General features: G+C 58.7%; 23 protein-coding genes. 13 read left to right on the forward strand and 10 right to left on the reverse strand.

Features of this window, described 5'->3' with window-relative positions; genetic code table 11:
• Positions 1 to 2 precede the first annotated feature (2 nt).
• Positions 3 to 725, forward strand: coding sequence for an ABC transporter permease (locus tag GLW01_RS13835; RefSeq protein ID WP_151439106.1), 723 nt, complete (start codon positions 3 to 5; stop codon positions 723 to 725).
• A gap of 14 nt (positions 726 to 739) precedes the next feature.
• Here GLW01_RS13835 and GLW01_RS13840 read toward each other — a convergent pair whose 3' ends face one another.
• Positions 740 to 1,225 (reverse strand): GNAT family N-acetyltransferase, encoded by a 486-nt coding sequence (locus GLW01_RS13840; protein WP_160899420.1) that lies wholly within the window; start codon positions 1,223 to 1,225, stop codon positions 740 to 742.
• 110 nt (positions 1,226 to 1,335) lie between these two features.
• Here GLW01_RS13840 and GLW01_RS13845 point away from each other — a divergent pair, with 110 nt between their 5' ends.
• Positions 1,336 to 1,944 carry a trimeric intracellular cation channel family protein gene (locus GLW01_RS13845; protein WP_095617385.1) on the forward strand — a complete coding sequence of 203 codons (609 nt, stop codon included), beginning with the start codon at positions 1,336 to 1,338 and terminating at the stop codon, positions 1,942 to 1,944.
• 19 nt (positions 1,945 to 1,963) lie between these two features.
• On the opposite strand, the gene GLW01_RS13850 is transcribed toward GLW01_RS13845, so the two are convergent.
• The gene (locus tag GLW01_RS13850) at positions 1,964 to 2,437 is read right to left on the reverse strand and encodes a nucleoside deaminase (RefSeq protein WP_151439103.1); all 474 of its coding nucleotides are present in this window, start codon (positions 2,435 to 2,437) and stop codon (positions 1,964 to 1,966) included.
• A 101-nt stretch (positions 2,438 to 2,538) separates the two neighbouring features.
• Between GLW01_RS13850 and GLW01_RS13855 the strand changes: the two genes are divergently transcribed.
• Positions 2,539 to 3,222, forward strand: coding sequence for an SOUL family heme-binding protein (locus GLW01_RS13855; RefSeq protein WP_202405742.1), 684 nt, complete (start codon positions 2,539 to 2,541; stop codon positions 3,220 to 3,222).
• Between the two features lie 51 nt (positions 3,223 to 3,273).
• On the forward strand, positions 3,274 to 3,618 hold the full coding sequence (locus GLW01_RS13860) for a DUF6482 family protein (RefSeq protein ID WP_151439102.1): 345 nt from the start codon (positions 3,274 to 3,276) through the stop codon (positions 3,616 to 3,618).
• Here the strand turns inward: GLW01_RS13860 and GLW01_RS13865 are convergent.
• Both GLW01_RS13865 and GLW01_RS13870 read right to left on the reverse strand, forming a co-directional pair.
• Positions 3,611 to 4,114 carry an MOSC domain-containing protein gene (locus tag GLW01_RS13865; protein WP_225741640.1) on the reverse strand — a complete coding sequence of 168 codons (504 nt, stop codon included), beginning with the start codon at positions 4,112 to 4,114 and terminating at the stop codon, positions 3,611 to 3,613. The two genes, GLW01_RS13860 and GLW01_RS13865, sit on opposite strands and share 8 nt — an antisense overlap.
• A gap of 69 nt (positions 4,115 to 4,183) precedes the next feature.
• Positions 4,184 to 4,714: a glutathione peroxidase gene (locus tag GLW01_RS13870; protein WP_160899421.1), complete on the reverse strand. Its 531-nt coding sequence runs from the start codon at positions 4,712 to 4,714 to the stop codon at positions 4,184 to 4,186.
• 277 nt (positions 4,715 to 4,991) lie between these two features.
• Here GLW01_RS13870 and GLW01_RS13875 point away from each other — a divergent pair, with 277 nt between their 5' ends.
• The 5 genes from GLW01_RS13875 to GLW01_RS13895 are packed head-to-tail and all read left to right on the forward strand — an operon-like array spanning position 4,992 to position 13,642.
• The gene (locus GLW01_RS13875) at positions 4,992 to 5,378 is read left to right on the forward strand and encodes a response regulator (RefSeq protein WP_160899422.1); all 387 of its coding nucleotides are present in this window, start codon (positions 4,992 to 4,994) and stop codon (positions 5,376 to 5,378) included.
• Positions 5,371 to 7,029: a diguanylate cyclase gene (locus GLW01_RS13880; RefSeq protein ID WP_160899423.1), complete on the forward strand. Its 1,659-nt coding sequence runs from the start codon at positions 5,371 to 5,373 to the stop codon at positions 7,027 to 7,029. The genes GLW01_RS13875 and GLW01_RS13880 overlap by 8 nt, the downstream gene beginning before the upstream one ends.
• An 8-nt stretch (positions 7,030 to 7,037) precedes the next feature.
• Complete coding sequence (locus GLW01_RS13885) at positions 7,038 to 9,509, forward strand: GAF domain-containing protein (protein WP_202405743.1); 2,472 nt, start codon at positions 7,038 to 7,040, stop codon at positions 9,507 to 9,509.
• Complete coding sequence (locus GLW01_RS13890) at positions 9,510 to 11,870, forward strand: ATP-binding protein (RefSeq protein ID WP_160899424.1); 2,361 nt, start codon at positions 9,510 to 9,512, stop codon at positions 11,868 to 11,870.
• A complete protein-coding gene (locus tag GLW01_RS13895; RefSeq protein ID WP_160899425.1) occupies positions 11,867 to 13,642 on the forward strand; it encodes a sensor histidine kinase in 1,776 nt (591 codons plus the stop codon). The genes GLW01_RS13890 and GLW01_RS13895 overlap by 4 nt, the downstream gene beginning before the upstream one ends.
• Here GLW01_RS13895 and GLW01_RS13900 read toward each other — a convergent pair.
• Together GLW01_RS13900 and GLW01_RS13905 are read right to left on the reverse strand one after the other, a co-directional pair.
• On the reverse strand, positions 13,616 to 14,788 hold the full coding sequence (locus GLW01_RS13900; RefSeq protein ID WP_160899426.1) for a response regulator: 1,173 nt from the start codon (positions 14,786 to 14,788) through the stop codon (positions 13,616 to 13,618). The two genes, GLW01_RS13895 and GLW01_RS13900, sit on opposite strands and share 27 nt — an antisense overlap.
• Before the next feature lie 72 nt (positions 14,789 to 14,860).
• Positions 14,861 to 16,300 carry a PLP-dependent aminotransferase family protein gene (locus GLW01_RS13905; protein WP_160899427.1) on the reverse strand — a complete coding sequence of 480 codons (1,440 nt, stop codon included), beginning with the start codon at positions 16,298 to 16,300 and terminating at the stop codon, positions 14,861 to 14,863.
• A 150-nt stretch (positions 16,301 to 16,450) separates the two neighbouring features.
• Here GLW01_RS13905 and GLW01_RS13910 point away from each other — a divergent pair, with 150 nt between their 5' ends.
• The 4 genes from GLW01_RS13910 (at position 16,451) to GLW01_RS13925 (ending at position 19,693) form a co-directional block, all read left to right on the forward strand.
• Entirely contained in the window at positions 16,451 to 17,221 is a 771-nt protein-coding gene (locus tag GLW01_RS13910; RefSeq protein ID WP_160899428.1) for a class I SAM-dependent methyltransferase, read from the forward strand.
• A gap of 78 nt (positions 17,222 to 17,299) precedes the next feature.
• Positions 17,300 to 18,124: an SAM-dependent methyltransferase gene (locus GLW01_RS13915; RefSeq protein WP_160899429.1), complete on the forward strand. Its 825-nt coding sequence runs from the start codon at positions 17,300 to 17,302 to the stop codon at positions 18,122 to 18,124.
• A gap of 119 nt (positions 18,125 to 18,243) precedes the next feature.
• Positions 18,244 to 19,455, forward strand: a complete 1,212-nt coding sequence (locus GLW01_RS13920) for an enoyl-CoA hydratase (RefSeq protein ID WP_202405744.1) — start codon at positions 18,244 to 18,246, stop codon at positions 19,453 to 19,455.
• 16 nt (positions 19,456 to 19,471) lie between these two features.
• Positions 19,472 to 19,693 carry a hypothetical protein gene (locus GLW01_RS13925; RefSeq protein WP_237416596.1) on the forward strand — a complete coding sequence of 74 codons (222 nt, stop codon included), beginning with the start codon at positions 19,472 to 19,474 and terminating at the stop codon, positions 19,691 to 19,693.
• 18 nt (positions 19,694 to 19,711) lie between these two features.
• Here GLW01_RS13925 and GLW01_RS13930 read toward each other — a convergent pair whose 3' ends face one another.
• The 4 genes from GLW01_RS13930 to GLW01_RS13945 all read right to left on the reverse strand — a co-directional run bounded on the left by GLW01_RS13930 (position 19,712) and on the right by GLW01_RS13945 (position 24,361).
• Positions 19,712 to 21,814, reverse strand: coding sequence for a putative bifunctional diguanylate cyclase/phosphodiesterase (locus GLW01_RS13930; RefSeq protein ID WP_160899431.1), 2,103 nt, complete (start codon positions 21,812 to 21,814; stop codon positions 19,712 to 19,714).
• A 197-nt stretch (positions 21,815 to 22,011) separates the two neighbouring features.
• On the reverse strand, positions 22,012 to 22,563 hold the full coding sequence (locus GLW01_RS13935; protein WP_160899432.1) for a DUF2058 domain-containing protein: 552 nt from the start codon (positions 22,561 to 22,563) through the stop codon (positions 22,012 to 22,014).
• A gap of 30 nt (positions 22,564 to 22,593) precedes the next feature.
• Positions 22,594 to 23,652, reverse strand: a complete 1,059-nt coding sequence (locus tag GLW01_RS13940; RefSeq protein ID WP_160899433.1) for a flavin monoamine oxidase family protein — start codon at positions 23,650 to 23,652, stop codon at positions 22,594 to 22,596.
• A 40-nt stretch (positions 23,653 to 23,692) separates the two neighbouring features.
• Complete coding sequence (locus GLW01_RS13945; protein WP_160899434.1) at positions 23,693 to 24,361, reverse strand: cupin domain-containing protein; 669 nt, start codon at positions 24,359 to 24,361, stop codon at positions 23,693 to 23,695.
• Between the last annotated feature and the right edge of the window lie 206 nt (positions 24,362 to 24,567).

The following is a 24,567-nucleotide window of genomic DNA, read 5'->3' on the forward strand; positions in this document are numbered from 1 at the left end:
CCATGCCCGAATTCCTCTCGGAGCTGCTCAACCAGAACGAGATCTTCACTGCGACCACGGTGATGCACTACTGGGGCGGGCTGACCACGACCGTCCAGCTGGTGTTCCTGTCGCTGGTGATCGGATTGCTGATGGCCGTCCCCCTGGCCATTCTGCGTACCGTAAGAAACCCGTTCGTGTCAGGCCCGGTCTGGCTCTACACCTACCTTTTCCGGGGCACGCCACTGCTCATCCAGCTCTACATCATCTATTACGGCATTGGCCAGATTGAGGGCATCCAGGAGACCTTCTGGTGGGATATCTTCCGGGATCCGTTCTACCCGGCGCTTCTGGCCTTCACACTCAACACTGCGGCCTACACCACGGAGATCATCCGCGGCGCGCTGATGGCAACGCCCCCGGGCGAGGTCGAGGCGGCCAAAGCCTACGGGATGTCCTGGGCCCTGCGCATGCGCCGTATCATCCTGCCAAGTGCGTTCCGCCGGGCTATCCAGGCCTATTCCAACGAAGTCATCTTCATGCTCCACGCCAGCGCCATTGCCAGCGTGGTCACCATCGTGGATCTGACCGGTGCCGCCCGGGACATCTACTCCCGCTTCTACGCCCCATTCACGGCGTTCATTGCCGTTGCCCTGATCTATATGGCGCTGACGTTCCTGATCGTCTATGCCTTCCGGCGTCTGGAGCGCCATCTGCTCAAGCACCAGAGCCCTCTGAACCAGTAACCTTTACGTCAGACCTACGAGCTGGCGGCAAAGTCCGCCAGCGCCTGCCCCGCCAGCCGATAGTTCACCCACTCGCTCTGGGGTTCCGCGCCGATGGACTCATAGAACCGTCTTGCCGGTTCGTTCCAGTTCAGCACCGTCCATTCAAAGCGACCGCACCCCTTTGATACGGCGATCTGAGCGAGGTGCCTGAGAAGTGCTTTGCCGGCTCCCCTCCCCCTGTATTCAGGGGATACATAGAGATCCTCAAGGTAGAGCCCATGCTTGCCCAGCCACGTTGAGAAATTGAAGAAATAGACCGCAAAACCGATGGGCCTGCCGGCAGCGCTGCAGATCAAGGCTTGCGTTGGTGTTTCACTGCGGAAAAGCGCCTTTTCAATATCGGCCACTGTCGCCGATACCTCTTGCTCCGCTTTTTCATAGATCGCGAGTTCCCGGACAAATCCGAGGATCAGTGCCGCATCCTCAATGGTGGCCGGGCGGATTTCTATTTCGGACACTTACTACTCCTGTAACCAACAGAACACTGCCAGGACCCTGATACAGTAGACAGTTGAGCGCATTATACTAACGGACCGAGCCAAGTTTCATAGTTGATGACGATGCCCCCATGCTTCTCTATTACCTGGATCTGATCGGGGTTGCCGTGTTCGCCGCCAGTGGCGTACTTGCTACCCGTGACCGTAACCTCGATATTTTCGGGGTGGTCATTGTCGCCACACTGACGGCGATTGGCGGTGGCACACTCCGGGATCTGATCCTCGGGCACCATCCGATCTTCTGGGTGGTCAACGAGTGGTACCTGGTTACGATACTGGCCTCTGTTGCAGCCACGGTTCTGTATCTTGCCAGGCGACCGCCTCCCGGGTTCCTCTTTCTGGTTGCCGATGCCTTTGGACTGGCCATTTTCGCGATGTCCGGGGCAAAGCTGACCATGGAAGCGGGTCATTCACCGCTGATTGTGGTCATCATGGGCGCAATGACAGGCGTCATGGGCGGGATGCTCCGGGATGTGATTACAGCCCGTGTGCCACTGGTCCTGCAGAAGGAAATCTATGCCACTGCCGCGATCGCAGGGATCGCGGTGTATCTCACACTGCTGGCACTATCCACTCCGGGAACGCTGGCATTTTCCGCCGGTGTGGTGGTTGTTATTGCTCTGCGTCTGGTCGCGATCCGCCGCGGCCTGCATCTTCCCTCCATTCCCAAGGGCCGTTAAACCCCCATTGATCCAGCCTTTACTCATGACATCGGTAATGGAGCTCACGGACCTGCTCTGCCAGTCCGCTGACCGGCCCGTCCACCCGAACCCCGGGTGCAATGTCCTGAACCGGCAGGAGATGCACGGGGAATGCCTCAACACCCAGCTCCGATAGCCACCCTTTCAGCTGCTCCCCGGAACTGGCAAAGACAATCCGCCCAAGGCCGGCCCACGCATGCGCGGCTGAGCACATGGGGCAATGTTCTCCCGAAGTGTACACAGTAGCTTCCGCCCGCTCCTCAGCCGTCATGTTGATGCCCGCCCAGCGAGCCAGATCAAACTCCGGATGCCGCGTGGGATCACCGGTAATGCTCTGGTTTCGCGCCTCTGCCCGTACAGTGCCCCTGCCATCGACCAGGACTGAACCAAAAGGCAGATCCCCCGCCTCGAGCGCCTCCCGGGCCAGTTCAATGCATCGGTTCAGGTGCTGGGTATCACTTTCTTTCAACATGGCATGCCCCTTGACTGGAGACCTCATGGGTCGGAGTGGTAGGAAACCGATAGTGCACAACAGACACGGATATCACCAGTGATCAATCGGCTGGATTCGTAATGATCGACATTCTCTCAGGCCACGTATTTACCTTTACTCCTGGAGAAGATGCAATGCCTTTGAGATACGTTTCAAAACTTCTACTACTCGGCGTGATTGTTACCTGTGGCTCTGGGTGTTCAATGTTTGTGGATCAGCCCGCCTACAGGGTTGTACAGGGAAAGGGCGACTTTCAGGTCAGAGACTACGACAGCACCATCGTCGCCGAAACCATCGTCGATACTCCGTTTGAAGAGGCCGGAGGCAAAGCGTTCGAGCGTCTGTTCGGCTACATATCCGGCGACAACAGGGCCCGCGCCGATATTTCAATGACGGCACCGGTCACGCAGTCCGCGAATCCAGTGGAAATCGATATGACCGCGCCAGTGGAACAGCGGAAAACGGGCACAGGCTGGGCTGTGTCATTCGTGATGCCAGCTTCCTACACCCTTGAAAGCCTGCCGGAACCCACTAACCCGGAGGTGACACTGAGGGTTGTTCCTGCACGCCGTGTCGCAGTGATCGAGTACTCGGGAACCTGGACGGGAGAACGCTACCGCCGCCACCTTGAAAAACTCCGGGAATGGATCGCTGAGGAGAATCTGGAGATAGAGGGCGAGCCAGTGTGGGCGCGCTATAATCCGCCATTCACACCCTGGTTTTTACGGCGAAATGAAATCATGATCCCAGTCCACAATGAATAAATGGGCCTGTGCAATCAGGTCTACCCAATAACAATCAGCTGAGGCACAACCATGGCAATTCAAAAATATGAACTGGGCGATCACGCGACCCTCAAGGAACTGTCCCAGGCGATGAGCAATGGACTGGCGCCTCTTGTTGAGGTTCAGTCAATGGATGGCATCTATACCGTGCGCCTGCATGACGGTGAGAGTAATACACAGCTCAGCAACGACCAGGGTCGCACTCTGACGTTTCACGGCACAGGCAAAATTCGGGAGCTGCTCGGCAGCATTGGGCTGACCCATGGTGTACTGACATGGCGCGACCAGTGCGGGGACGAAATGATTGGCATTGAGGGCCAGGCGCAGAGCCAGGAAGAACTTCTGGCCAATGGCACAAGGATCTCTTTCAGGTAGGCGATGAACCAGCCTGCCATACATCATCGCCGAGCGCGATTTCGCCCTCTTCCAGAACCCGGGCTGTAATACCACCATGACCACGCATGGCATTGTATCCGCCTGCTCCCAGAAGGGCTTCCATCTTGCTGCATGGGTCACAGGGCCCTGTGTATTCCAGAAGCACCTCACCCACGTGGAACCGCTTATCCTTCAGGGCCAGAAGATTGATGCCCGAGACCACCAGGTTACGCCGCAAAGCTGCTGCCTCCAGGCTTTCATGACCTGCGCACGAGGCGATCACCGGAAGGTGTTCCTGCTGGATCAGGGTAACCTGCCTGCGGCTGGTTGCCCGCCCATTATACCGGTCGCCCTCAAGGCCGCTGCCCTGGTGAACCCTAACCCGTTCCAGTGACTCCATCGGCTCGCCTCTGGCCGGACGAATGCCGATCCAGCCCACTTTCCCCACCTGAGGCAGGGTATCAAGAAGCGTTGTGAGAGACTCTGACTTTGACACGACGGCTATTCCCTATCCTGTAACAGACCCTGTCAGACACCGATCAGCAGAGAGCATCCTGCTCAGACACTACTGTTTCAGCACTGACTCAACAGCATCGACCAGTTCCTCGTCTGAGGGCGCAACCCGGCTGGGGAAGCTGGCCGTCAGCGCCCCTTCCGGATTGAGGACGTACTTGTAGAAGTTCCATTCCGGCCCTTCTCCCTGGGATCGGATCATGCTGAAAAGCGGATTCGCATTGTCTCCGGTTACCGGCGTGGGAGCAATCATGGTGAAGCTGACCCCGTAATTCACCCTGCACACGTCAGCCGCCTCTTTCTCAGTATCCGCCTCCTGATTGAAATCATCACTGGCAAAACCCACAACGGCCAGGCCCCGATCCTGGTAGGTCTGATACAGCTCCTCGAGCTCCCCGAACTGCCCCCTGAAGCCACACTGGCTCGCCGTATTGACGACCAGCATTGGCTGCCCTTCGTAAGCCTCACACAGGTTGATGCTGTCTCTCGAATGAAGCTGTCGGTACGTCTGATCCAGATAGCCGGGGCAAGCCCAAGCACTGTTTGCTGCCAGAACCAGTATGGTTGCAACGATTTTTTTCATGACTGCCCCTTTTCTGCCTCTAAACTACTACGTGCAGGCGGTTACTGTCGGATCAGGGTGGCTGCCGGCCCTGGTCCCGTAACCTAGCTCCTGGGCGCGCTGGACCAGAACCGCGCTGATAAGCTGCCACCCCACCCCAAACGCTGACCTAACGAAGCCGCGGCCTTGCCTGCTTTTGCCTCAAACACATCGGCCAGATTTCATTTGCGCCCCTGAAACATCGCAGCCCGGCCCCTTCTTTTCTATACTTTGCGGACCCTTTACCAAGAGCTGATAGATGCCCGAACTCAACCGCATTCTGTACGTCGAAGACGATGACGACATTCGACAGGTTTCCCAGCTGGCACTGGAAGACGTTGGCGGGTATGAGGTCATGCTTTGCGAATCCGGCCAACAGGCGCTGGACAGCGTTGCCTCTTTCAATCCGGACCTGATCCTGCTCGACGTCATGATGCCCGACATGGACGGCATCGAAACCTTCCACAAACTGCAGAATCAGGGGGCACTGGATGGGGTTCCGGTGATTCTGATGACTGCCAAGGTCCATCCTGAAGAGATGGCACGATACAGGGAGATGGGCGTGGTAGACGTGATTCCCAAACCCTTCGACCCCATGACTGTCTCCGAGGAGATAGCCCGTATCTGGGAGCGCTGCCATGACTGACAACTCATCCGATAGCCAGGTGAATTCCAAGCTGAACAAACTGAGGTCAGCCTACCGGTCCCGGCTGAACGAGGAACTGGAGCGGATCAGCGAACAGGCGCAAGAGGCCCATATCCACGACGATCGAGGAGAAGCGCTCGCAAAGCTGCGCCACAGGCTGCATAAACTGGCGGGCTCTGCCGGCACTTTCGGGTTTCACCAGCTGGGTAATCATGCACGGTATCTGGAGCAGCAGGTCCAGCGATGGATCAATCAATCGGAACCGGTAAAACCACAGGAGCTGCAGCAACTCAACGAAGAACTGAGTGATCTTGCCAGGCACCTGGGGTCCGATGAAGCCCTTTCATCCGCCGTGGGCGTCGAAAGCACGGAACAGAGTGCCGACTCAAACTCCCCCGCTATTGCCCTGATCGAACGCGACAGCATCCTGGCGGATTACATCGCCCACCAGCTTGAAAGCTTCGGCTTCCGGGTTCAGAGCTATCAGGATCCCCATGAGCTGCTCAACAACGACCAGGGCGAGATGGACCTTTTATTGCTGGACCATCGTGCCGGCGCTTCCGAAGTCGCCGCAACACCGACGGACCACTGGAGGGCTCTGCTCAGGGAGGTGGCATGCCCGGTTATCTTCATGGGCGGACACGAAGACTTCCAGGTGCGACTGGAAGCGGTACGGGCCGGCGCAGAGGGGTACTTCGTCAAACCCCTGAATATTCCCAACGTAGCCGCGAAAATCACCCGCTCAATACGTAAACGCCACCAGGGGGAAGAACGGGTTCTGATCATCGATGACGATGTAGACCTTCTGGCATACCTTAACACCGTCCTGACCCACGCGGGGATGACCGTGGAAACCCTCCAGGACCCTTCCCACCTGCTTGATAGGACGTCCTCTTTCCAACCAGAACTGGTATTACTCGACCTGCATATGCCAGAGGTTTCAGGGGATGAACTCGCTGCCATGCTCAGACAGTTCGAAAAATGGAACAACCTGCCCATTCTTTACCTGACCCAGGAACAGGATCAGCAGGAGCGCGCACACGCGCTGATGCGCGGCGGTGATGGCTTCATCAACAAACCGGTAGGCGAAGAATTCCTGATCAAGACCTGCCGCAACAGGGTCAGGCGACTGCGGGACATGCAGCACGCGATTGCCCTTGACGGTCTTACCGGCCTTTTAAGGCACGCCAATATTAAAGAGGCCCTTGGAACCGAACTTCAGGGTGCAGCCCGAAGCGGCAATCCCCTGTCCGTTGTGATGCTCGATATCGACCATTTCAAACATGTGAACGACACCTATGGACATGCCCTGGGCGATGTTGTCATCAGCACGGTTGGAACCTTGCTCACACAGCACTTCCGACGTTCCGACCGCCTTGGACGTTATGGTGGCGAGGAATTCGTTGCCGTATTGCCCAACTGTGACGCCAATGCTGCAGAAAGGCTCGTCAACAGGCTCCGTGAAGCATTCGCGGAAATCAAGTTCGTGGACCGGGAAACCAGCTTCTCCTGCTCTCTTTCCGCTGGTATAGCAGACACACGCAATTTTCCCGGTCTGATGGGAGAACAACTGCTGGAGCTGGCTGACGCCGCGCTCTATACGTCCAAGCAGAACGGACGCAACTGCGTCTCCGTCGCACCGGCGCAATAAGGTACCTCATGAAAGTCCCCCGCCAGCCCTGCAACGAGAGCGCCCGCCAGCGGGCCCTGGAGGGGACTGGCTTACTGCAATCCCCAGCGGACAGCCGCCTTGACCGATTAACCGAAATTGCCCGGTTCAGCCTATCCACTCCCATTGCCCTCGTCACCCTTGTCGATAACGAGCGTCAGTGGTTCAAATCCCGGCAGGGGCTGAGAGTATCGGAAACGAGCCGCGATATCTCATTCTGCGGCCATGCGGTCTACTGGGATACCCCGGTGATCATCCCCAACGCCACTGAAGACGAGCGCTTCGCGGATAATCCGCTGGTAACAGGCTCCCCTCGCATCCGCTTCTATGCTGGCGTACCCATTCATGATGAAAACGGGTATCCGCTGGGTACGCTCTGCGTGATCGATACCCAGCCCCGGACGTTTGATGAATCCCAAATGGAATGCCTGCAGCGCCTAGCGGATCTGGCCGAAGAGAGCATACGCCAGGACCAGCGCCAGGCCCGCTCCCTGGACCAAGCGCAGCGGCAACGGGAACTTGAGCTGGCGCGCACCAACCGTGCCCTGGCGCTGCTCAATGACATTGCTTTCGAGCTACAGGGCAGTCTGGATGAACAGATCCAGCAGGCACTGGCCCTTGGACGGCAGTTCCTGGGACTGGATATCGGCATTGTCAGTGACATTACCGGTGGCTGGTACACGGTCCGCTGGTGTGATGCCACTGACGGAGTGCCACTGGAGCCGGGCCAGCAGTTTCCCCTCGGCGACACCTACTGCGACATGGCCCTATCGCAAAAGCGGGAACTGGCCATCAGCAGCATGAAAGATTCGGACGCCAGCGCTCACCCCTGCTATGAGGCGTTCCAGCTGGAAGCCTATATTGGAACGCGCCTTGAAGGCGAAACCCAGGATGACGTTTTCGGCACCGTCAACTTCTCATCGCCCCAGCCGAGAGAGCCATTCAATGACAGTGAACGCCTTTTCATTCGGCTTCTGGGCCAGTGGATCAGCCACCAGCTCATTCATCACAACCGTCAACACGAACTCGAAAAGCTGCTCCAGCAGATTCCAGGCGCAATCTATCAGTTCAGGCTCTGGCCGGATGGCACGATGGCATTCCCCTTCATGTCGAGCGGTGTGGAGGCGCTCTATGGGGTGACGCCTGACGAGGCCATGCGGGACGCGCAGAGTCTTTTCTCACAGACCCACCCCGAGGATCTGGCGACCATTAATGCCTCGATTCAGCGCTCCTTTGAGACGCTTGAGCCATGGCACATTGAGTTCCGCGCCCAAAGGGATGATGGCTTACCCCGCTGGATTAAGGGGTCCTCCGTACCCGAGAAGCTGCCTGATGGAAGTGTGCTCTGGCAAGGATTTCTTGGCGACATACACCAGCGGAAACAGGCCGAACTGGCACTTGAATCCAGCGAAGCACGCCTGCGCGGTCTGTTTGAGTTTTCCCCCATCGGCATTGCCCTGAATGACCTTGAAACAGGCCGGTTTCTTGAACTGAACGATGCCCTGCTGGCGCCTACAGGCTACACGCGGGAGGAATTTCCCCAGCTGACCCACTGGCAACTCACGCCCATCGAGTACGAACCCCGGGAGCGCAAGGCATTGGAAACCCTGAGGACCACTGGACGCTATGGTCCCTATGAGAAGGAGTTCATCCGTAAAGATGGCAGCCGGTATCCGGTGCGCCTTCAGGGCATGCAAATCAGGGACGCCAATGGCAAGCCATTGATCTGGTCGCTCATTGAGGATATTACCGAGAGCAAACAGATCGAGAACATGAAAAACCAGTTCATCGCCACTGTCAGCCATGAACTGAGAACCCCTCTGACCGCCATAATGGGATCACTGAAACTGGTCAACGCAGGCACTGCCGGACAATTGCCGGAAAAGGCTGGGAGTCTGCTGACCATCGCCCAGCGTAATAGTGAGCGTCTGGCGCAGTTGATCAACGACCTTCTGGATATGGAAAAGCTGGTTTCCGGCAAGCTACGGATCAGTACGCGGATTGAACGCCTCAACCCGATCATCGAAGAAGCCCTTGAAGCCAACAGGGAATTGGGAACAGAACGGGGTATTTCCCTGGTGTATCGCGAAGGCGCATCCAACATTGTTGTTAACGTGGACCGCGAGCGCCTGATTCAGGCGTTCTCCAACCTGCTTTCCAATGCCATCAAGTTCTCGCCGGACCATAGCAGCGTCGAGATCCGGTGTTCATGCGATGATCAACTGATCGCGATCCATGTTAAAGATCGGGGACCGGGCGTGCCACAAGAGTTCGAGTACAACCTGTTTGACCGCTTTGCCCAGGCGGAAGCCTCCAACCGCAAAAAACCGGGTACCGGCCTCGGGCTGGCCATCACCCGCGAGCTGGTGGAACAAATGAGCGGGTCAATACACTACCAGGCACGTGACGGTGGCGGAGCCACCTTTACCATCGTGCTACCGGTAGCTGAGCCGGACTGCTGAATGATCCGATCCAACGGGTATTGCCTCTTCACGACTATACTTCTGTCTGTTGTCGCCTTCGCCGGCAACATGGCAAGTGTGCCGCTTTTCTTCGGGGTAGACCTGATCTTTGGTTCAGTCGCCGTCATTCTTGCCGCCATGCTGCTCGGCACCATTCCGGCCGTTATAGTGGCGCTGGTAGGCAGTTTCTACACGCTCATGCTCTGGGGCCACCCCTACGCCATGGTTATATTTGCCACCGAAGCCCTCGCTGTGGCCTTGCTTTACCGGCATAAGGGGCTCAACCCGGTCATTGCGGACGCGGCTTTCTGGCTTCTCCTGGGTGCCCCCCTGGTGTTTGTGTTCTACAGCACTGTCATGGACATGCCGCCGGAAGCGGTTAAGACCATTCTTTTTAAACAGCCTCTCAACGGCGTTCTTAATGCCCTCATTGCGTCCCTGCTGATTCTGGTTACACAACTCACAGGCGCTGCCAGGGGCATCCTTTCACACAAGGGGGTCAAGACCCAGGAAATCCTCTTCCATGCCCTGTTCTCACTGGTGTTCATCGCGGGAGCTGCCCCGATTATCTATGAAGCCCATGCCCAGCTATGGGGAGAACAGGAACGCATCTCAAAACAATTGGGTGAAGACAACCTGAGGCTCGCCACTCATCTTAACGACCGCCAACTTGAGTATCACCGCTATTGGACAACCAGGAACCGGGAAGCACTCGCTCAAGCCTTGCTGGTTGGAGAGCGTCGGGTTCTTCTGCGGACAGGAACCCTGAAATCCCTTTCAGATGAGGGGCAGCTCCGCAGGATTGATGAACATCTCAGCGCGTGGCTGCCGCCTGGTGAGATGTCCCTGATGCAGCGATGGCGCCAGGGGCGCTATGTTTACCGTACTCCGGTCGACAAAAGCACCGACATTACAGCCATTGTTTCCGAGGTCCCAGCTGGCCCTGTGATCAAAGCCGTACAGCAGAAATACATAACGCTGTTCACGGTTCTGACCTTGGTGCTCTTTCTGGGTATGATCGCCACGACTGCGCTGAGCCGCTGGCTGACCGCCCCCATCAGGGCCCTGACCAGAGCCAGCGAGACACTGGATGACCGGATAGCCGCCCAGGAAACCATCCAACTCCCGCGCAGCTCCATTGTTGAATTCAACCACCTGAGCGAGACGCTGGCAGCCATGTCAAAAAGACTCAGCGACAGCGTTGCACAACTCCACCAGTCGCGCGCCGCGATCCAGGAACAGGTGGAACAGCGAACCCATGAGCTGGATGAAACCGCGCGCCTGCTGCGCAGTGTGCTTGAGGCGGCCACGGAATTCGGCATCATTGCCACAAACCTGCAGGGGCGGATCATCCTGTTCAATAGTGGCGCTGAAAAACTACTCGGCTACAGCGTTGACGATCTCGATGAGGACGATACGCCGGCACTGTTCCACGCCCCCGAGGATATCCCTGACCCTGGTCCAGACAACGCCTCGGCTCATAGTCAGGATGTATTCAGCCGGATCGTAGCCCGAGCCACGGAAAACGGTCTTGACGCACGCGAATGGACCTTCATCCGTAAAGATGGCGAGCGCATTCCCGTCTGGCTGACCATAACGCCGACGCGCTCGGAATCCGGCCAGCTCACCGGCTACCTTGGTATCGCTGAGGACATTACCGAACGCAAACGCCTTGACCGCATGAAGAACGAATTCATCTCGACCGTCAGTCATGAACTGAGGACCCCGCTCACGTCCATAGCCGGCGCACTGGGACTTATGACGCAGGGCGCTACCGGTGATCTCCCGGCAAAAGCCCAGAAGATGGCCGACGTGGCGCACCGTAACACCGACCAACTAAGCGCTCTGGTCAATGACCTTCTCGATATGGAAAAGCTTGTATCAGGCAAAATCAGAATGAACCTGGGGCGGGAGGATATCCGGGGTATCGCGCGGGAAACCCTGGACAACCACACCGCCTTTGCGGATCAGAGACGCGTCACGCTGGCGGTGAATGAGCCGGAGGCCCCCCTTTATGCCAGCGTCGATCCTCAGCGCCTGAACCAGGCACTGTCGAACCTGCTCTCCAATGCCATCAAGTTTTCACCGGCTGGATCACGCGTGTGGATTGACTTCACCTCAGACAGCGCTGGGATTGCACTCCGGGTACACGATGCGGGGCCGGGCATTCCGGAACACTTCCGGGACAGGATCTTCGAGCGATTCAGCCAGGTCAACACATCGGATAATCGCCAGCAACCAGGGACCGGTCTGGGCCTCGCCATCACCAAAGAGCTGATGACACAGATGGGTGGGGATGCCGGCTTTGAATCAGTCGAAGGACATGGATCCACATTCTGGCTATGGTTGCCCAAACAATGAACTCTCTGCGTAATCGCGTCATCGCCATTGTTACCCTGACCAGTCTGCTTACGGTTCTCGCCATCACCATCACCGCCTACAAGTCACTGGGGGAAGATCAACGCAAGCTGATCGTCCAGAAGGAAAAGCTCGAAACCGAGCGCCTCACGGAAAAGGTCAGCCAGAACATCCGGCAACGAGTCATGGCCCTGTCCGTGGCCCGCCCGCTGCTTACCCGTAACGGGCACCTTCTTGAGCCAGAGGCTCTTGAAGCCGTGATTGAAGAGCAAGCCTACCTGAACCGCGCGTTTCCCGGCGGCATCCTGGTCTTTGACGCTCAGGATACCGCCATCGCCGAAAACACGTATGTGAGCGGTCGGATCGGTACCAATTACGCCGATCGCGATCACTTCAAGCGCCTGCACAGCACTGGCGACCCCGTAATCTCCGAGCCCATCATGGGCAGGACCACGGAAGTTCCGCTGCTCTCATTCCTGGTGCCCATCCATCACGAGGGCAGGATGATTGGCAGCATCGGGGGTATCATCAAGCTCGGAGACGAGTCCATTCTGCCGCCGAGGGCTGGCCGCGACGACTCACCAGACAACACGCTTTCGCTGATTCTAGACAGACAACACCGGCTATTTATCGAATCACCGGATTCAAAGCCCGGTAATGAACTCCAACCCCTGCCTCCCGCCGGTGAGGATTCCCTGGTCGACGCGATTCTGGAAAAAGAGACTCAAACCAGGGTGATTGATTACCAGGGAGAGCAATACCTTCTTGCCACGGACTCGGTTGAAAGGCTCCACTGGGTCTTCGCCCGCGCTGCTCCTTACGATCAGGCAATGGCCCCACTCATCGCCTCGCTGAACCAGTTCCTGCTCATCAGCGCTGGCGTCACCCTGTTGCTGCTGGTGATTGCATGGCTTGCCGCGCGTTCGCTGACACGCCCCCTCACCAGGGCAACCCGCACCATTAATGCCATGGCTGAAGCGCCTGAAAGCAGTAAGGCTCTCCCCGAAAAGGGGCCCAGGGAAATCCGTGAACTGTCTATCGCCTTCAACCGTCTCTCTCACGAGCGACACCAGCTCGATGAACTCAAGAACGACTTCATATCCAGCGTCAGCCACGAACTGCGCACCCCTCTCACCTCCATTGAAGGCAGCCTGAAGATGATGGTTGCCGGCGTCAGCGGGGAACTTCCTGACAAGGCCCTCTCCATGGCGCGTATCGCGCTGCGCAACAGCGAACAGCTGAACGGCCTGATCCGGGACCTGCTTGACTTCAACAAACTGCTCGCGGGTAAGCGGGAATTCCGGATTGAGAGCTGTTCTGTTGACGAAAGCGTCCACAATGCGATCGAGGGCAACCAGAGCATGGCCAGGATGTACCAGGTGCACCTGGTACCCAATGCCTCCACTGGATTGTACGTGAATGCGGATCCCCAGGCCCTGCGTCAGGTTCTCGATAACCTAATCAGCAATGCCATCAAGCATTCACCAAAAGGTGGCGAGGTTCAAATCGATGCGCGCAAAGAAGCCCCGGAACAAGCCTGCATCACCGTACGCGACCAGGGCAACGGAGTCCCCGAGTGGTTCCGGAACCGTATCTTCGAGCGCTTCGCCCAGGCCGATGGGGGCACTACCCGCGCCACTGCCGGCACCGGTCTCGGCCTGGCAATCAGCCGGGAGCTCATCCAAGGTATGAGTGGGGGTATCGGGTTCTACAATGAGCAAGGTGCACACTTCTGGATCACCCTTCCTCTATCCAGTCTGGGCAGCAGCCAGTAGCGCATCCTTATCAATACCCAGCCGACCAAGAAGCTTGTCCAACTCGGGCTGATCCTGCTGCCCCGTTCCCAGCAACAGCGCGGACCTCATAACGAGGCGGCCCGCCGGCTGATGGCCGCCACTCAGAACGTGGGTCGCCCCGATCATGTCCCTGAGCTCAAGCGGCAGGCGCCAGTCAGCCTTCAATCGATTGCCGAGCGCTGGACTCCACTCACTCAGGACGCTCTCCAGGCGCCCGTCCACAAGCTCGCCACCGGCATCCAGAAAGCGCTGACACACGCTCAGCACAGCAAACTCCCCCAGGCAATACAATTGCCCGGCCGTGAAACAGAGGGCGGTTTTGCCTCGGACTGTCCGGGCCAAGCGGCTTGCCCAGGCACCAACATCCGCGCTTCTTTGCAGCAGTTCGTCCGCACACGCCAGCAGCCGCGAATCGCGTAAGGCACCGCGGACGTCCAGTGCCAATGCAGACGCATGCCCAAGACTGATCTGGACACCCAGAACCGCGAGGGCCTCCCTGAGCGTGCTGCACGCCTGCCCCGAACGCCGCAGACTGGCGGAGTTGGCAGCGTTCAGCAGCACCGCCACCAATTGGGCGTGCCCGCCCCAACGCACGGCCAGGTCATTGATGGACAACGACTCCGCTTTGTTCAGCAGTTCCGAGAGCTCTACCGGATCCATTCCACCCGGGAGGCGTACACCATGCTCCCAGGCCTCATTGAGCATAACCTCAAGGTCGGAGCCGCTTTCGGAGGCGACAGCACTTTCTTCCGGAGGCGGCAGGATGGACTCAAGTCGATCCTTAAGGATCTCAATATCAAATGGCTTCGCGATAAAGCCCTGAATCCCCAGTCTGGCCGCCTTTGACACGCTTTCCCGGTCCGAACGTCCGGTCAGCATGATCACTGGGGTATCCCTATCGGTTTTCCGGATGGTACGGATCAGCTGTGTGCCATACCCATCCGGCAGATTCCAGTCCACAATCGCCAGAACAGGCTGATGGGAGTTCCAGTATATCTCAGCCTGTTCCAGATACCCGGCCATCAGAATCCTCGCCCGCGGATAGGTTGCTTCCAGCAGCGTATGAATCAGCTCCTGTATCCAGACATCATCCTCCAACACCAGGATCGACCAGGGATCTGCCATATATTCGCCTCTTGTCTGAGCGCCACCCCACCCTCCAGGCAAGTGTAGCAGCAGAAGCCGGTCTCAAGGGACTCAGGATCCTGCGGCCAACTCAACGGCAAGTTCACCGACACGCGCCAGAGCCCTTTCCACAAGAGCATCCCGAGGCTGCGCACAATTGAGTCGAATACAGCGCTGGAACCTGCCCGTCGGGGAAAACATGGGCCCGGGCGCAATACTGATGCGCTCCGCAAGCGCCCGACGGTAGAGCTGGATGGCGTCGACGCTCTCGGGAAGTTCCACCCAGAGCACGAAACCACCCATGGGCCGGGTCGTACGGGTGCCTGCCGGAAAGTAGCGCGCCACGGCCCGGCGCATGGCCTCTACCACCCGGGCATAGTCGCTGCGCACGCGGCGCAGGTAGCGATCATAGCCACCGCGTTCCAGCAAATCCGTCACGGCAAAGCCGGGCCAGGCAGGACTTGCCGCGCTATGGGCGTACTTAAGGTGCTCCAGCCGCTCATGGAAACGTCCAGGCACCGCCCAACCCACGCGCAGCCCGGGCGAGAGCGTCTTGGAAAAAGAACCGCAGTAGAGAACCCCGCCACTGTTTTCATACGCCTTGGCCGCCCAGGGGCGCGGTGCCTCGAAGCTGAGATCGCCGTAGACATCGTCCTCGATCAGCGGCACCTGCCGGGCCTCGCAGAGCTCCACCAGAGCCTGCTTGCGCTCGTCGGACGCACAGTGCCCCAGCGGATTGCCGAAGTTGGGCATCACCATGACAGCGGCTACCGGCCATTGATCGAGCGCCAGAGCGAGGGCCTCGGGCGCAATGCCCTCATCAGGATCCGTGGGAATCTCCAGGGTGCGCAGCCCCTGGGCTTCGATGGTCTGAAGAAGACCGTAGAAAGTGGGTGATTCAATGGCGATCACGTCACCAGGATTGGCCACAGCCCGCAGTGACAGGGAAAGAGCCTCCTGGGCTCCATTGGTGATGATGATCTCCTCGGGCGCGTGCTGGCAGCCGGCATCGGCCATGCGCCGGGCGACCTGCTGGCGCAGCTCCGGCGGCCCAGGCGGAAAGGCGTATTCCAGAGCACGGTCGCCCCAGTTCCGTGCCACCCCAGCGAAACAGCGCTGCAGCGCATGGGCGGGCAGAAAACTGGCGTGAGGCACCGCCGCTCCCAGGCGCACCTGGTCCGTTGCATTGGCCGCCTTGACCACCTGCAACACCAGCTCCTGCCCGGTCACCGCGGTGGGCGTGCTCTCCGGCGCGGACCGTTCCGGCGCCTCGGGTGGCTGCCAGGGGTGTTCCCGCACGTAGTAGCCGGAACGCGGGCGCGCCTCGATCAGCCCCCGATCCTCCAGCAGCTGCTCAGCGGTGACGATGGTGGAAACACTGACTCCGAACTGCGCTGCCAGCTTGCGCATCCCAGGCAGCCGTGCTCCAGCGCCCCAGGTTCCCGCCTCGATCTGGGCTTCCAGGGCATTCGCCACCGTCTCGTAGCGACAGGGTTCCGTTGCATCATTCATGGCAGTTACCGCCTCCTTCAATCGGTACAGTTCGTTTAAATGCAAAACTGTACCGATACATCAGTCTCCCATTGAATCTGTAATGATAACCGGATCACCGCCAGACTACACCTCGTTGACGGACGGACCGTCGAAACCAACGGAGGCAAGATGACTATTCAGAATCTCGGAACCGGCAATCAATACGGCCAGTACACACCCGACTTCGTCGATTACTGGGACGACCTTGTGGGCTGGGAAGGCCGTGCGGCATCCGAGGGCGGCTTCTACGAGAAGCTACTCAAGGAAGCCGGCGCGAGCGACGTAGTGGATGTCGCCAGCGGCACCGGCTTCAACAGCATCAACCTGGCCCGTTCCGGCCTCGCGGTGACCGCCACCGACGGCTCGGAGAACATGCTCGCCCGCACACGCGAGAACGCCCGGAAGATGGGCGCGAACTTCACGCACAGCCAGGTGGCCGACTGGGTCAAGCTGGATGAGGAACTGGGCGAGGAACGCTTTGACGCCCTGGTGTGCCTGGGCAACTCTTTCACCCACCTTTTCGAGCACGAGGCCCGCTTGCAGGCCATGCAGGCCTTCTACAGGGTATTGCGCCCCGGTGGCATCATCATCATCGACCACCGCAACTATGACTCCATGCTCGACGGCGGCTACAGCTCCAAGCACGAGCACTACTACACCGGCAAGGGCGTGGAAGCCTATCCCGCCGAGCTGACATCAACGCTGGCGCGTTTCGAGTACAGATTCCCCGACGGCGCGCACTTCCAGCTCAACATGTTCCCGCTGCGCCAGGACTACATGTCCGACCTGCTGGAACAGACCGGCTTTACCAATGTGACCCAATACGGCGACTTCGAACGGCCCTTTGACCGCAACGAAGTGGACTTCGTTCAGCAGGTCGCGATCAAGCCGAAAGCCTGACCCCCCTTCCGCCTTGACCACCCCGGGGCCTCATGCGCCCCGGGTTCATCGTCAACCCGAATGACCCGGAGAGGAACCATGAACACCGCGATTGAAGACGTGGTAGCGCAGACGCGCGACTACTACGACGGCGCCGCCAATGCCATCTACAAGGACATCTGGGGCGAAAACATCCACATGGGTCTGTTCGCGCACGCGGACGAAGACCTCCCCGCGGCCATGGAGCGCACCAACCGCACCATGAGCGAAAACCTCGGGCTCGGCCCTGACGACCAGGTGTTGGACGTAGGCTGCGGCTACGGCGCCATGGCGCGCTACCTGGCGCGCGAGTACGGGTGCTCCGTACTTGCCACCAACATATCCGATAAGGAACTCGAATGGGGTCGTGAGCTCACCCGTGACGCCGGCCTCGACAGTAAGGTTGACTTCGCCTGGGCGGACTTCCACGCCCTGCCCTACGACGCCGAGAGCTTCTCCGTCTACTGGTCACAGGAGGCTTTCCTGCATGCCGCGGATAAACACAAGGTGTTGCAGGAAGCGCATCGCGTCCTCAAGCCCGGCGGCAAGCTGGTTTTCTCAGAACTGCTGGTCCGGGCCGGTACACCGGAAACCGACCGCCAGCGCATCTATGAGCGCGTGGGTGCGCCGGAAATGTGGGATGACAGCGACTACGAACGCGCTCTCAAAAACCTTGGCTTTACCATCCAGCGCCATGAAGACTGGTCGCTCAATGTTGCCCTGTCCTATGGCTGGGTACGCTCCGAGCTGGAACGCCGGCGCGCGGAATTCGAGGAGCGTGTGGGCCGGGACGTGGTCGATGCCACCTCACAGGCACTGCAGTTCTGGGTAGACCAGGCCGACGCCGACAGCATCGGCTGGGTGTACTACGTCGCGGAAAAATAGGCGGCGGAGCGCGGCGGTTCGGCGTTCCGCCGCGCTGGCCCCCAGCTTCTGTGGGCGCTGACCTTGTGGCATTCCTGCCATATGGCTAAGGTCGGGGGATGAGTGGTGGGAGAAGACCTATGACGGATACCCGATACGGTGCCAAGTATTCCGATGCCTACATTCAGCAGCTTCTGGGATCGGTCAGAAGCATTGCCATGGTGGGTGCCAGCGCTGACCCAGCCAAACCAAGCAACCAGGTGCTGCAGTTCCTGACTGGAGCCGGATACGAGGTGATACCGGTCAATCCCCGGCCGGATGTAACTGAAATCTGCGGCCTCAGAGTCTATCCATCACTGCAATCCATCGAGCGGCCCGTGGATATGGTGGACGTCTTCCGGCCATCCAGTGAGTTGGAGGGGATCGTCCGTGACGCCCAGCAGATCGGCGCCAACGTATTCTGGGCACAACTCGGAATCCACGATGAAGAGGCGGAACGCATTGCCGAACAGAGTGGCATGAAGGTGGTCATGGACCGGTGCCCCAAGATCGAACTGGCTGATCCCATCCTTCTGCGGGAGACCAGCAGTGAAGGCATCCTGCGCCTGACCCTGAATGACACCGAACGGCGCAATGCCCTTTCCATGGACATGCTGAACCAGTTGGGGACAGCTCTGGAACAAGCCGCAGAGGATGCCTCCGTCCGCGTGATCATCCTCGCAGCGAACGGTCGCGCATTCAGTGCCGGCCATGACCTGCGCGAGATGACACAGGCACGCCTGGCCCCGGATGGCGGCCGGGCCTTCTTCGAGGAAACCATGGCCGCCTGCTGTGGTGTCATGCAGGGGATCGTGACCAACCCCAAACCCATAATCGCCGAGGTTAATGGCGTTGCCACGGCGGCCGGCTGCCAGCTGGTTGCCAGCTGTGACCTGGCCTATGCCTCCCCTTCCGCCCGTTTCGCAACCCCGGGTGTCACGATTGGCCTTTTCTGCTCAACTCCGATGGTGGCGCTGTCCCGGAATGTTGGAAGCAAGGCAGCGATGGAAATGCTCCTGACAGGGGAGATGATTGAGGCGGAACGGGCGGCGGACATTGGCCTCATCAACCGGGCAGTGCCGGAAGAACAGCTCAGTGACTACACCCACGGGATTGCACAGACGATTGCCTCGAAATCCAGCATGACCCTGAAAACCGGTAAGGAAGCGTTTTACCGGCAACAGGAGATGTCACTCGCCGACGCCTATGAATACACCTCCAGGGTCATGGTTGATAATCTTATGAAACCTGACGCCGAAGAAGGCATCAACGCTTTTATCGAAAAGCGTGGACCACAATGGTCGGATCAATGAAGCGAGAGGAATGACCATGCAGGTAGAACAAGCGATTGATACACATGGTGCTGAAGCCGTTTATCAAGCGGCTGCGCGCTACCTGGAAGGAGACTCTAACGCGCTGGTGGCTGTAGGACTGGAAGTCGAGGATCTGAGCGAAGCATGGCGTATCCAGTCGACCGCTTGGCAAGCAATGCCGCTGGAAGATCAGGCGGCGGAGTATCTGGAAAGCTATAGGTTTTTAGCGGGCTGCTGACCGATCCTTCGCGAACGGTTATGACTCAGGGGATGTCATGGCCCGCAAGAGGTCCGTCAAGGCAGCAGCATCCATGGGGCGCCCCAGATAAAACCCCTGAACCGAATCGCAGCCAAGAGCATTGAGCTCGGACAACTGACTTTCCGTTTCCACACCCTCCGCCACCACTTCAAGCTCCAATGCACGGGCCAGCTCGATAATGCCTTTCACTACCGCCTGTTGCCGGCGGCTCAAATCGACTTCCGAGACAAAAGCCCGGTCGATTTTCAGTTCCCGGAAGGGCAACTGGCTCAGATAACTCAGCGAGGAATAGCCTGTGCCAAAGTCATCGATGGACAGACGCACCCCCTTCTCCGCAAGACTGTCCAGAATCGACCGCACATGCACAAAATCGAGCAGAAAGGCTGATTCCGTGATCTCCACGGTCAACACTTCAATGCCCAGACCGTAGTGCGCAAGCCGTTCAAATAACCAATCGAAAAACCCCTGCCGACGAATCTGGTGAGCGGACACATTGATCGCCACCGGCGGCACCGAAAGACCTTCCTGACGCCAGCGCCATACCTGACCAAGCACTGCCTCCACCAGATGTTCCATCAGTGGATGGATAAGCCCGGTTTCCTCAGCCAAGGGAATGAAGCGACCGGGCGACACCATGCCGCCCTGTGTCAGTGGCCAGCGGGCCAATACCTCCATGCCGCGGAGGCTGCCGCTGACCGTGTCAAATTGAGGCTGATAGTGGGGCACAATAACACCGTTGTGCACAGCCTCTTTCAGATCCTTTTCCAGCGCAACCGCGTCGAGCACAGCCCGGCTCATTTCCTCGGAATAGAACTCGAAACGCCCGTCCGGATCCTTGCGCACCCGCTGCAACGCCAGATCGGCCTTCCGGCGCAACCCATCCGGTGTTTCGGCATCATCCGGAAAAACGGACAGACCGACCTTCACCGATACAGACAGAGAGGTGCCATCGTCCAGTTGCAGCGGCACGTCAAAGAGGGTTGCAGCCTCTTGCCCCAACCCTCGAATGCTTTCCCACGTCTCCAGGCCCTGGACAAGAAACAAAAATTCAGCGCCTTCATAACGTGCCACCATGTCATTCCCGTGGAGCATCGACTGAAGGCGGTCACCCACCTTGCGTAGTGCGTCGTCCCCGCATTTAAAACCAAGGCTTTCATTGACCGTATAAAAGCGATTAACGTTCAGCGCGCCGACCGCCAGCAGGCTGCCCTGCTCTAAGGCATGAGTCATCGCGCCCTGAAGGCGTTCTTCAAAGGTCGCCACATTCGGCAGCCCGGTCACACGGTCATACATAACCAGATGCTGGACTCGACTCTCTGCCGAGCGCTGTTCGGTGAGATCAAGAATCAAGCCATCCCAGACGGTGGAGCCGTCATCCAGCCGCCGGGGTTGTGAAATACTACGCAGGCACCGGAGTTCCCCGCTGGTGGTATAGGCGCTCACTTCGATATCGAGTAACGAGAGGTTTTTCTGGGCCCTCTCCGTGGAATCAATGAGCCGCTCCCGATCTTCGGGATGGATACGCTCCAAAACGACGCTCGAATCAACCCTTCCCTGCCCAGGATCGATCCCGAATTGTTCCGCCAGGGCGTTGTGAATGAAGTTATAGACGACGCTGCCATCCGGGCGCTGCACACGCTGAAATATGCCACCAGGCAGGCGATCACCGAACCAACTTGGCTCCAGGTTATGTTCGGTGGGAAGCTTAAAAGAGCGTCCTTCCGAAATTTCATAGACGACGCTTACCACCGCGACTGGCGCATCGCCCTCTCCCCGTATAATGCCGATCATATTCTCTGTATCGAACGTGGAGCCGTCACGGCGACGCATTCGATAGGAGCAATGGAAGGTGTCCTTTTCCGACTCGAGTATTCTCTCGGATATCTCGCCGAAGCGCCGAAAACTGTCATCATCCACATGCAGCATTTCCGTGGTGCAGCCCCGCAGATCTTCCGGCCGCCAGCCGAAAACACGGTATACGGCCTCACTGGCCGCGAAGATACGGCGCGTCTGCCACCCCACAACAAAAACAGCCTGGTCCTGAGCCAGAAAGGCGGCCTCGATCAGATTTGTCCCTGACAGTTCCGGAATCTTATCCATTCTTTTATCAAAGCTCGCATGACGGGGACTGATTATTCCACCTTGGCATACACGCCCCCCTCGAGCCAGGCGTTCCATCCGAGAGACCTCCCTGCAACACTGCCGTACCTGCTCCTCGCTTTACTCCTGGCGGCTGGTATGGCCCTTGCCCTCGCAGCGTGCGGATAGCGGGGGGGGCTGGCGGTCAGGCGCGGGAACTACCACATCAGGTCATCGGGGATCTCGAACCCCGCGTAGGGATCTTCCTCGTCATCGTCCTCTTTAGCTTTAGAACGCTGATGGAGAACAATGACCACTGACTCGTCACGCTCCTGAATCTTGCGGGCGATATTTTCCGGAACCACATCGTAGGTGCCTTCAAGGCAGACGACCGCCAACTGCCCCCGGGCCAGGGCATCCACGGCCTGTTCGTCCACATACAGCCTCTTGATCTTGCTGTTATGCACGAACTGATAAGGGGTCTCAGCGCCTTCCCGGCTCAAACGGTTGGTTTCCACCAGCTCGCGGATCTGCGCCTGAACCGCCCGCCGTTGCGATTCCTCCTCGCGCTGGCGGTTCAGTTCCCGATCCCTGGCAGCCTGCTCTTCCCGTGCCTGCCGGGCCCGCTCACGGGTTTCGTTGACCGATTGCGTCCCCTTGGGCTGCTGCTTACGCTGCTTCTGCTGCTGTTTCTTTTCCTTTTTAACAGCCTTGGCCTGTTTCTCATCGGCCAGTCCCTGTTTCAGCAATTGGTCCTGGAGTGACGGCATTCCTGAAGATCTCCCGGTTGAGTGGATGGATCAGATTGTATCGCCGAGCAGGTGTTGAGCGATCCGCTCTGCCTGTTCCAGGGCGCCTTCCATGTAGCCGCCGAATTGGGGTGCCATCTCTGAGGCGCCGAAAAGAACCTTTCCGTGCCAGATGCTTTGAATACTGCCTGTGATCTCTGCAGACGGATGCTCCATGCCAAATGCCTGGTCGGCGTCGGTGGCGGTTTCCGGTTCCGTTGCCCAGTCTTTTATAGCGGTTCTGACGGGTTCTTCCGCCCGATTGCCAAACAGGCGCCCCAGCTGCGCCAGTGAGGCCGAGACCAGCGCTTGCCGGTTGGCATTGCGCGCCGATGCCGGCACACCGAAAAAACCAAATAACGCCCCTGGACGCCCGGCCGCTGGTGAGGCGTCATGGATTTCCATCAACGGGCCGCTCTGACTCATCGCATCACCCGACAGACCATCCTGACGCCAGAAAGGCTCGTCGTAGATGGCTACGAGTTTCGCCTGTCCGGCCATCCAGGTTGGCGTCATCGTGAGCCGTCGTTGCTGGTCAGCGGTGAGTTCCGGGTCAAACCACAGCTGAGCCGCAATACGCGGCGGAATCGCCAGGACAATCCGTCGTGCCTGCCAGACGCTGCCGTTCTTCAACTGCAGGTAGCCCCGATCTGACACGGACTGCACGGCTGCGTCGAGATGCAGCCGTGCCACCGGCAGGTCGCGGGCAAAGGCATCAATCAATGCGGAAACGCCGCCCTCAATGCGGAGAGAACCGGCCATGCTGGCGAAACCGAGACCACGATGGACCTGTCTTACACTATCCTCGAACAGCAGTTCGCCCTCGCTGAACTGCTCAAAGACGCCGACGCCGAGTCGCTCGCAGACGGCCATGAGCCGGGGCTGGATATGCCAGAACCAGGCAGGCCCCAGATCAAAACGGGCCCCATCATAGGCTGTGGACTCGATCCGACCGCCAAGCCGGTCTCGAGCTTCAAAGATTTGATAATCCACGCCTTCGCGCTGAAGCTGTTCGGCAAGCGCGACGCCGGCCAGTCCGCCGCCGACGATGGCGATATCTGTCTGGTTCATCGGACCTCGATATCAAGAGAAGAGGCTGAGGGGCGTACGGTCACTGCGGCGGCCGTTGGACACTCTCCAGATGGCCAGTCTTCATCCAGAAGCGCGCACCGCTCTCACCGGCAGCTCCCTGGTAACCTTCACCTGGCGGAAGACGGAGCCAGGAATAGCGCTCCAGCGTCTGTGTTTCCGAGATCAGTGACCCGCCGAGCACAAAGATTTCGATTCCTGCGGAGGGTGCCACGATGACACTACTGGCTGGTTCGGCTTCGGTGTAGGTAACACGCTCACTATCGCCCTGGTGAAGCAGAGCCTCAGATAGCCCTGGTGCTGTCGCCTGGAGGTTGGTACGCACGTCTGTATGAAATTGCAGCCGATCATTCGGATCAAACTGCCAAAGCTTGACGAAAATGGTGCACCCCTCGGTAGAGCCTGGGGTATGTCGCGATGTTGGCGGGTTGCGGACGTACGTGCCGGCTGGGAATTGCCCATATTCGTCTTCAAACGTGCCTTCCAACACCAGAAACTCCTCGCCGCCTCCGTGAGTGTGCGGTGAAAAGGAGCTGTTCGGCGCGTAGCGCACGATGGAGGTGGCACGGGCCACTTCGCCACCAACGCGGTCGAGCATCCGCCGTTCCACGCCCGGCATCGGCGAGGCTACCCAGGGCTCCTGCTCGGCGTGAACCAGAGCTGGTTGGGTGAAGTCGGCGTTGGTGTCCATGTTGCCCCCCTACTCTGCATTTAAGATGAGACCATTATAGCAGGCGAGGCAATGATGACGGCTTATCCATGGAGGTTTTCCGGTTCATGGAAGCTTGGTATCACCAGCACCAACGCCATTCAGCCACCGGCCAGATGTCATCGGTAAGATAGAGCGCAAGCATGCTGAGCACGCTCATGAACTCAAACCAGAATCGGTCCACTGAA

It is taken from the genome of Vreelandella halophila, assembly GCF_009856365.1.
Classification (GTDB): domain Bacteria; phylum Pseudomonadota; class Gammaproteobacteria; order Pseudomonadales; family Oleiphilaceae; genus Halospina; species Halospina utahensis_B.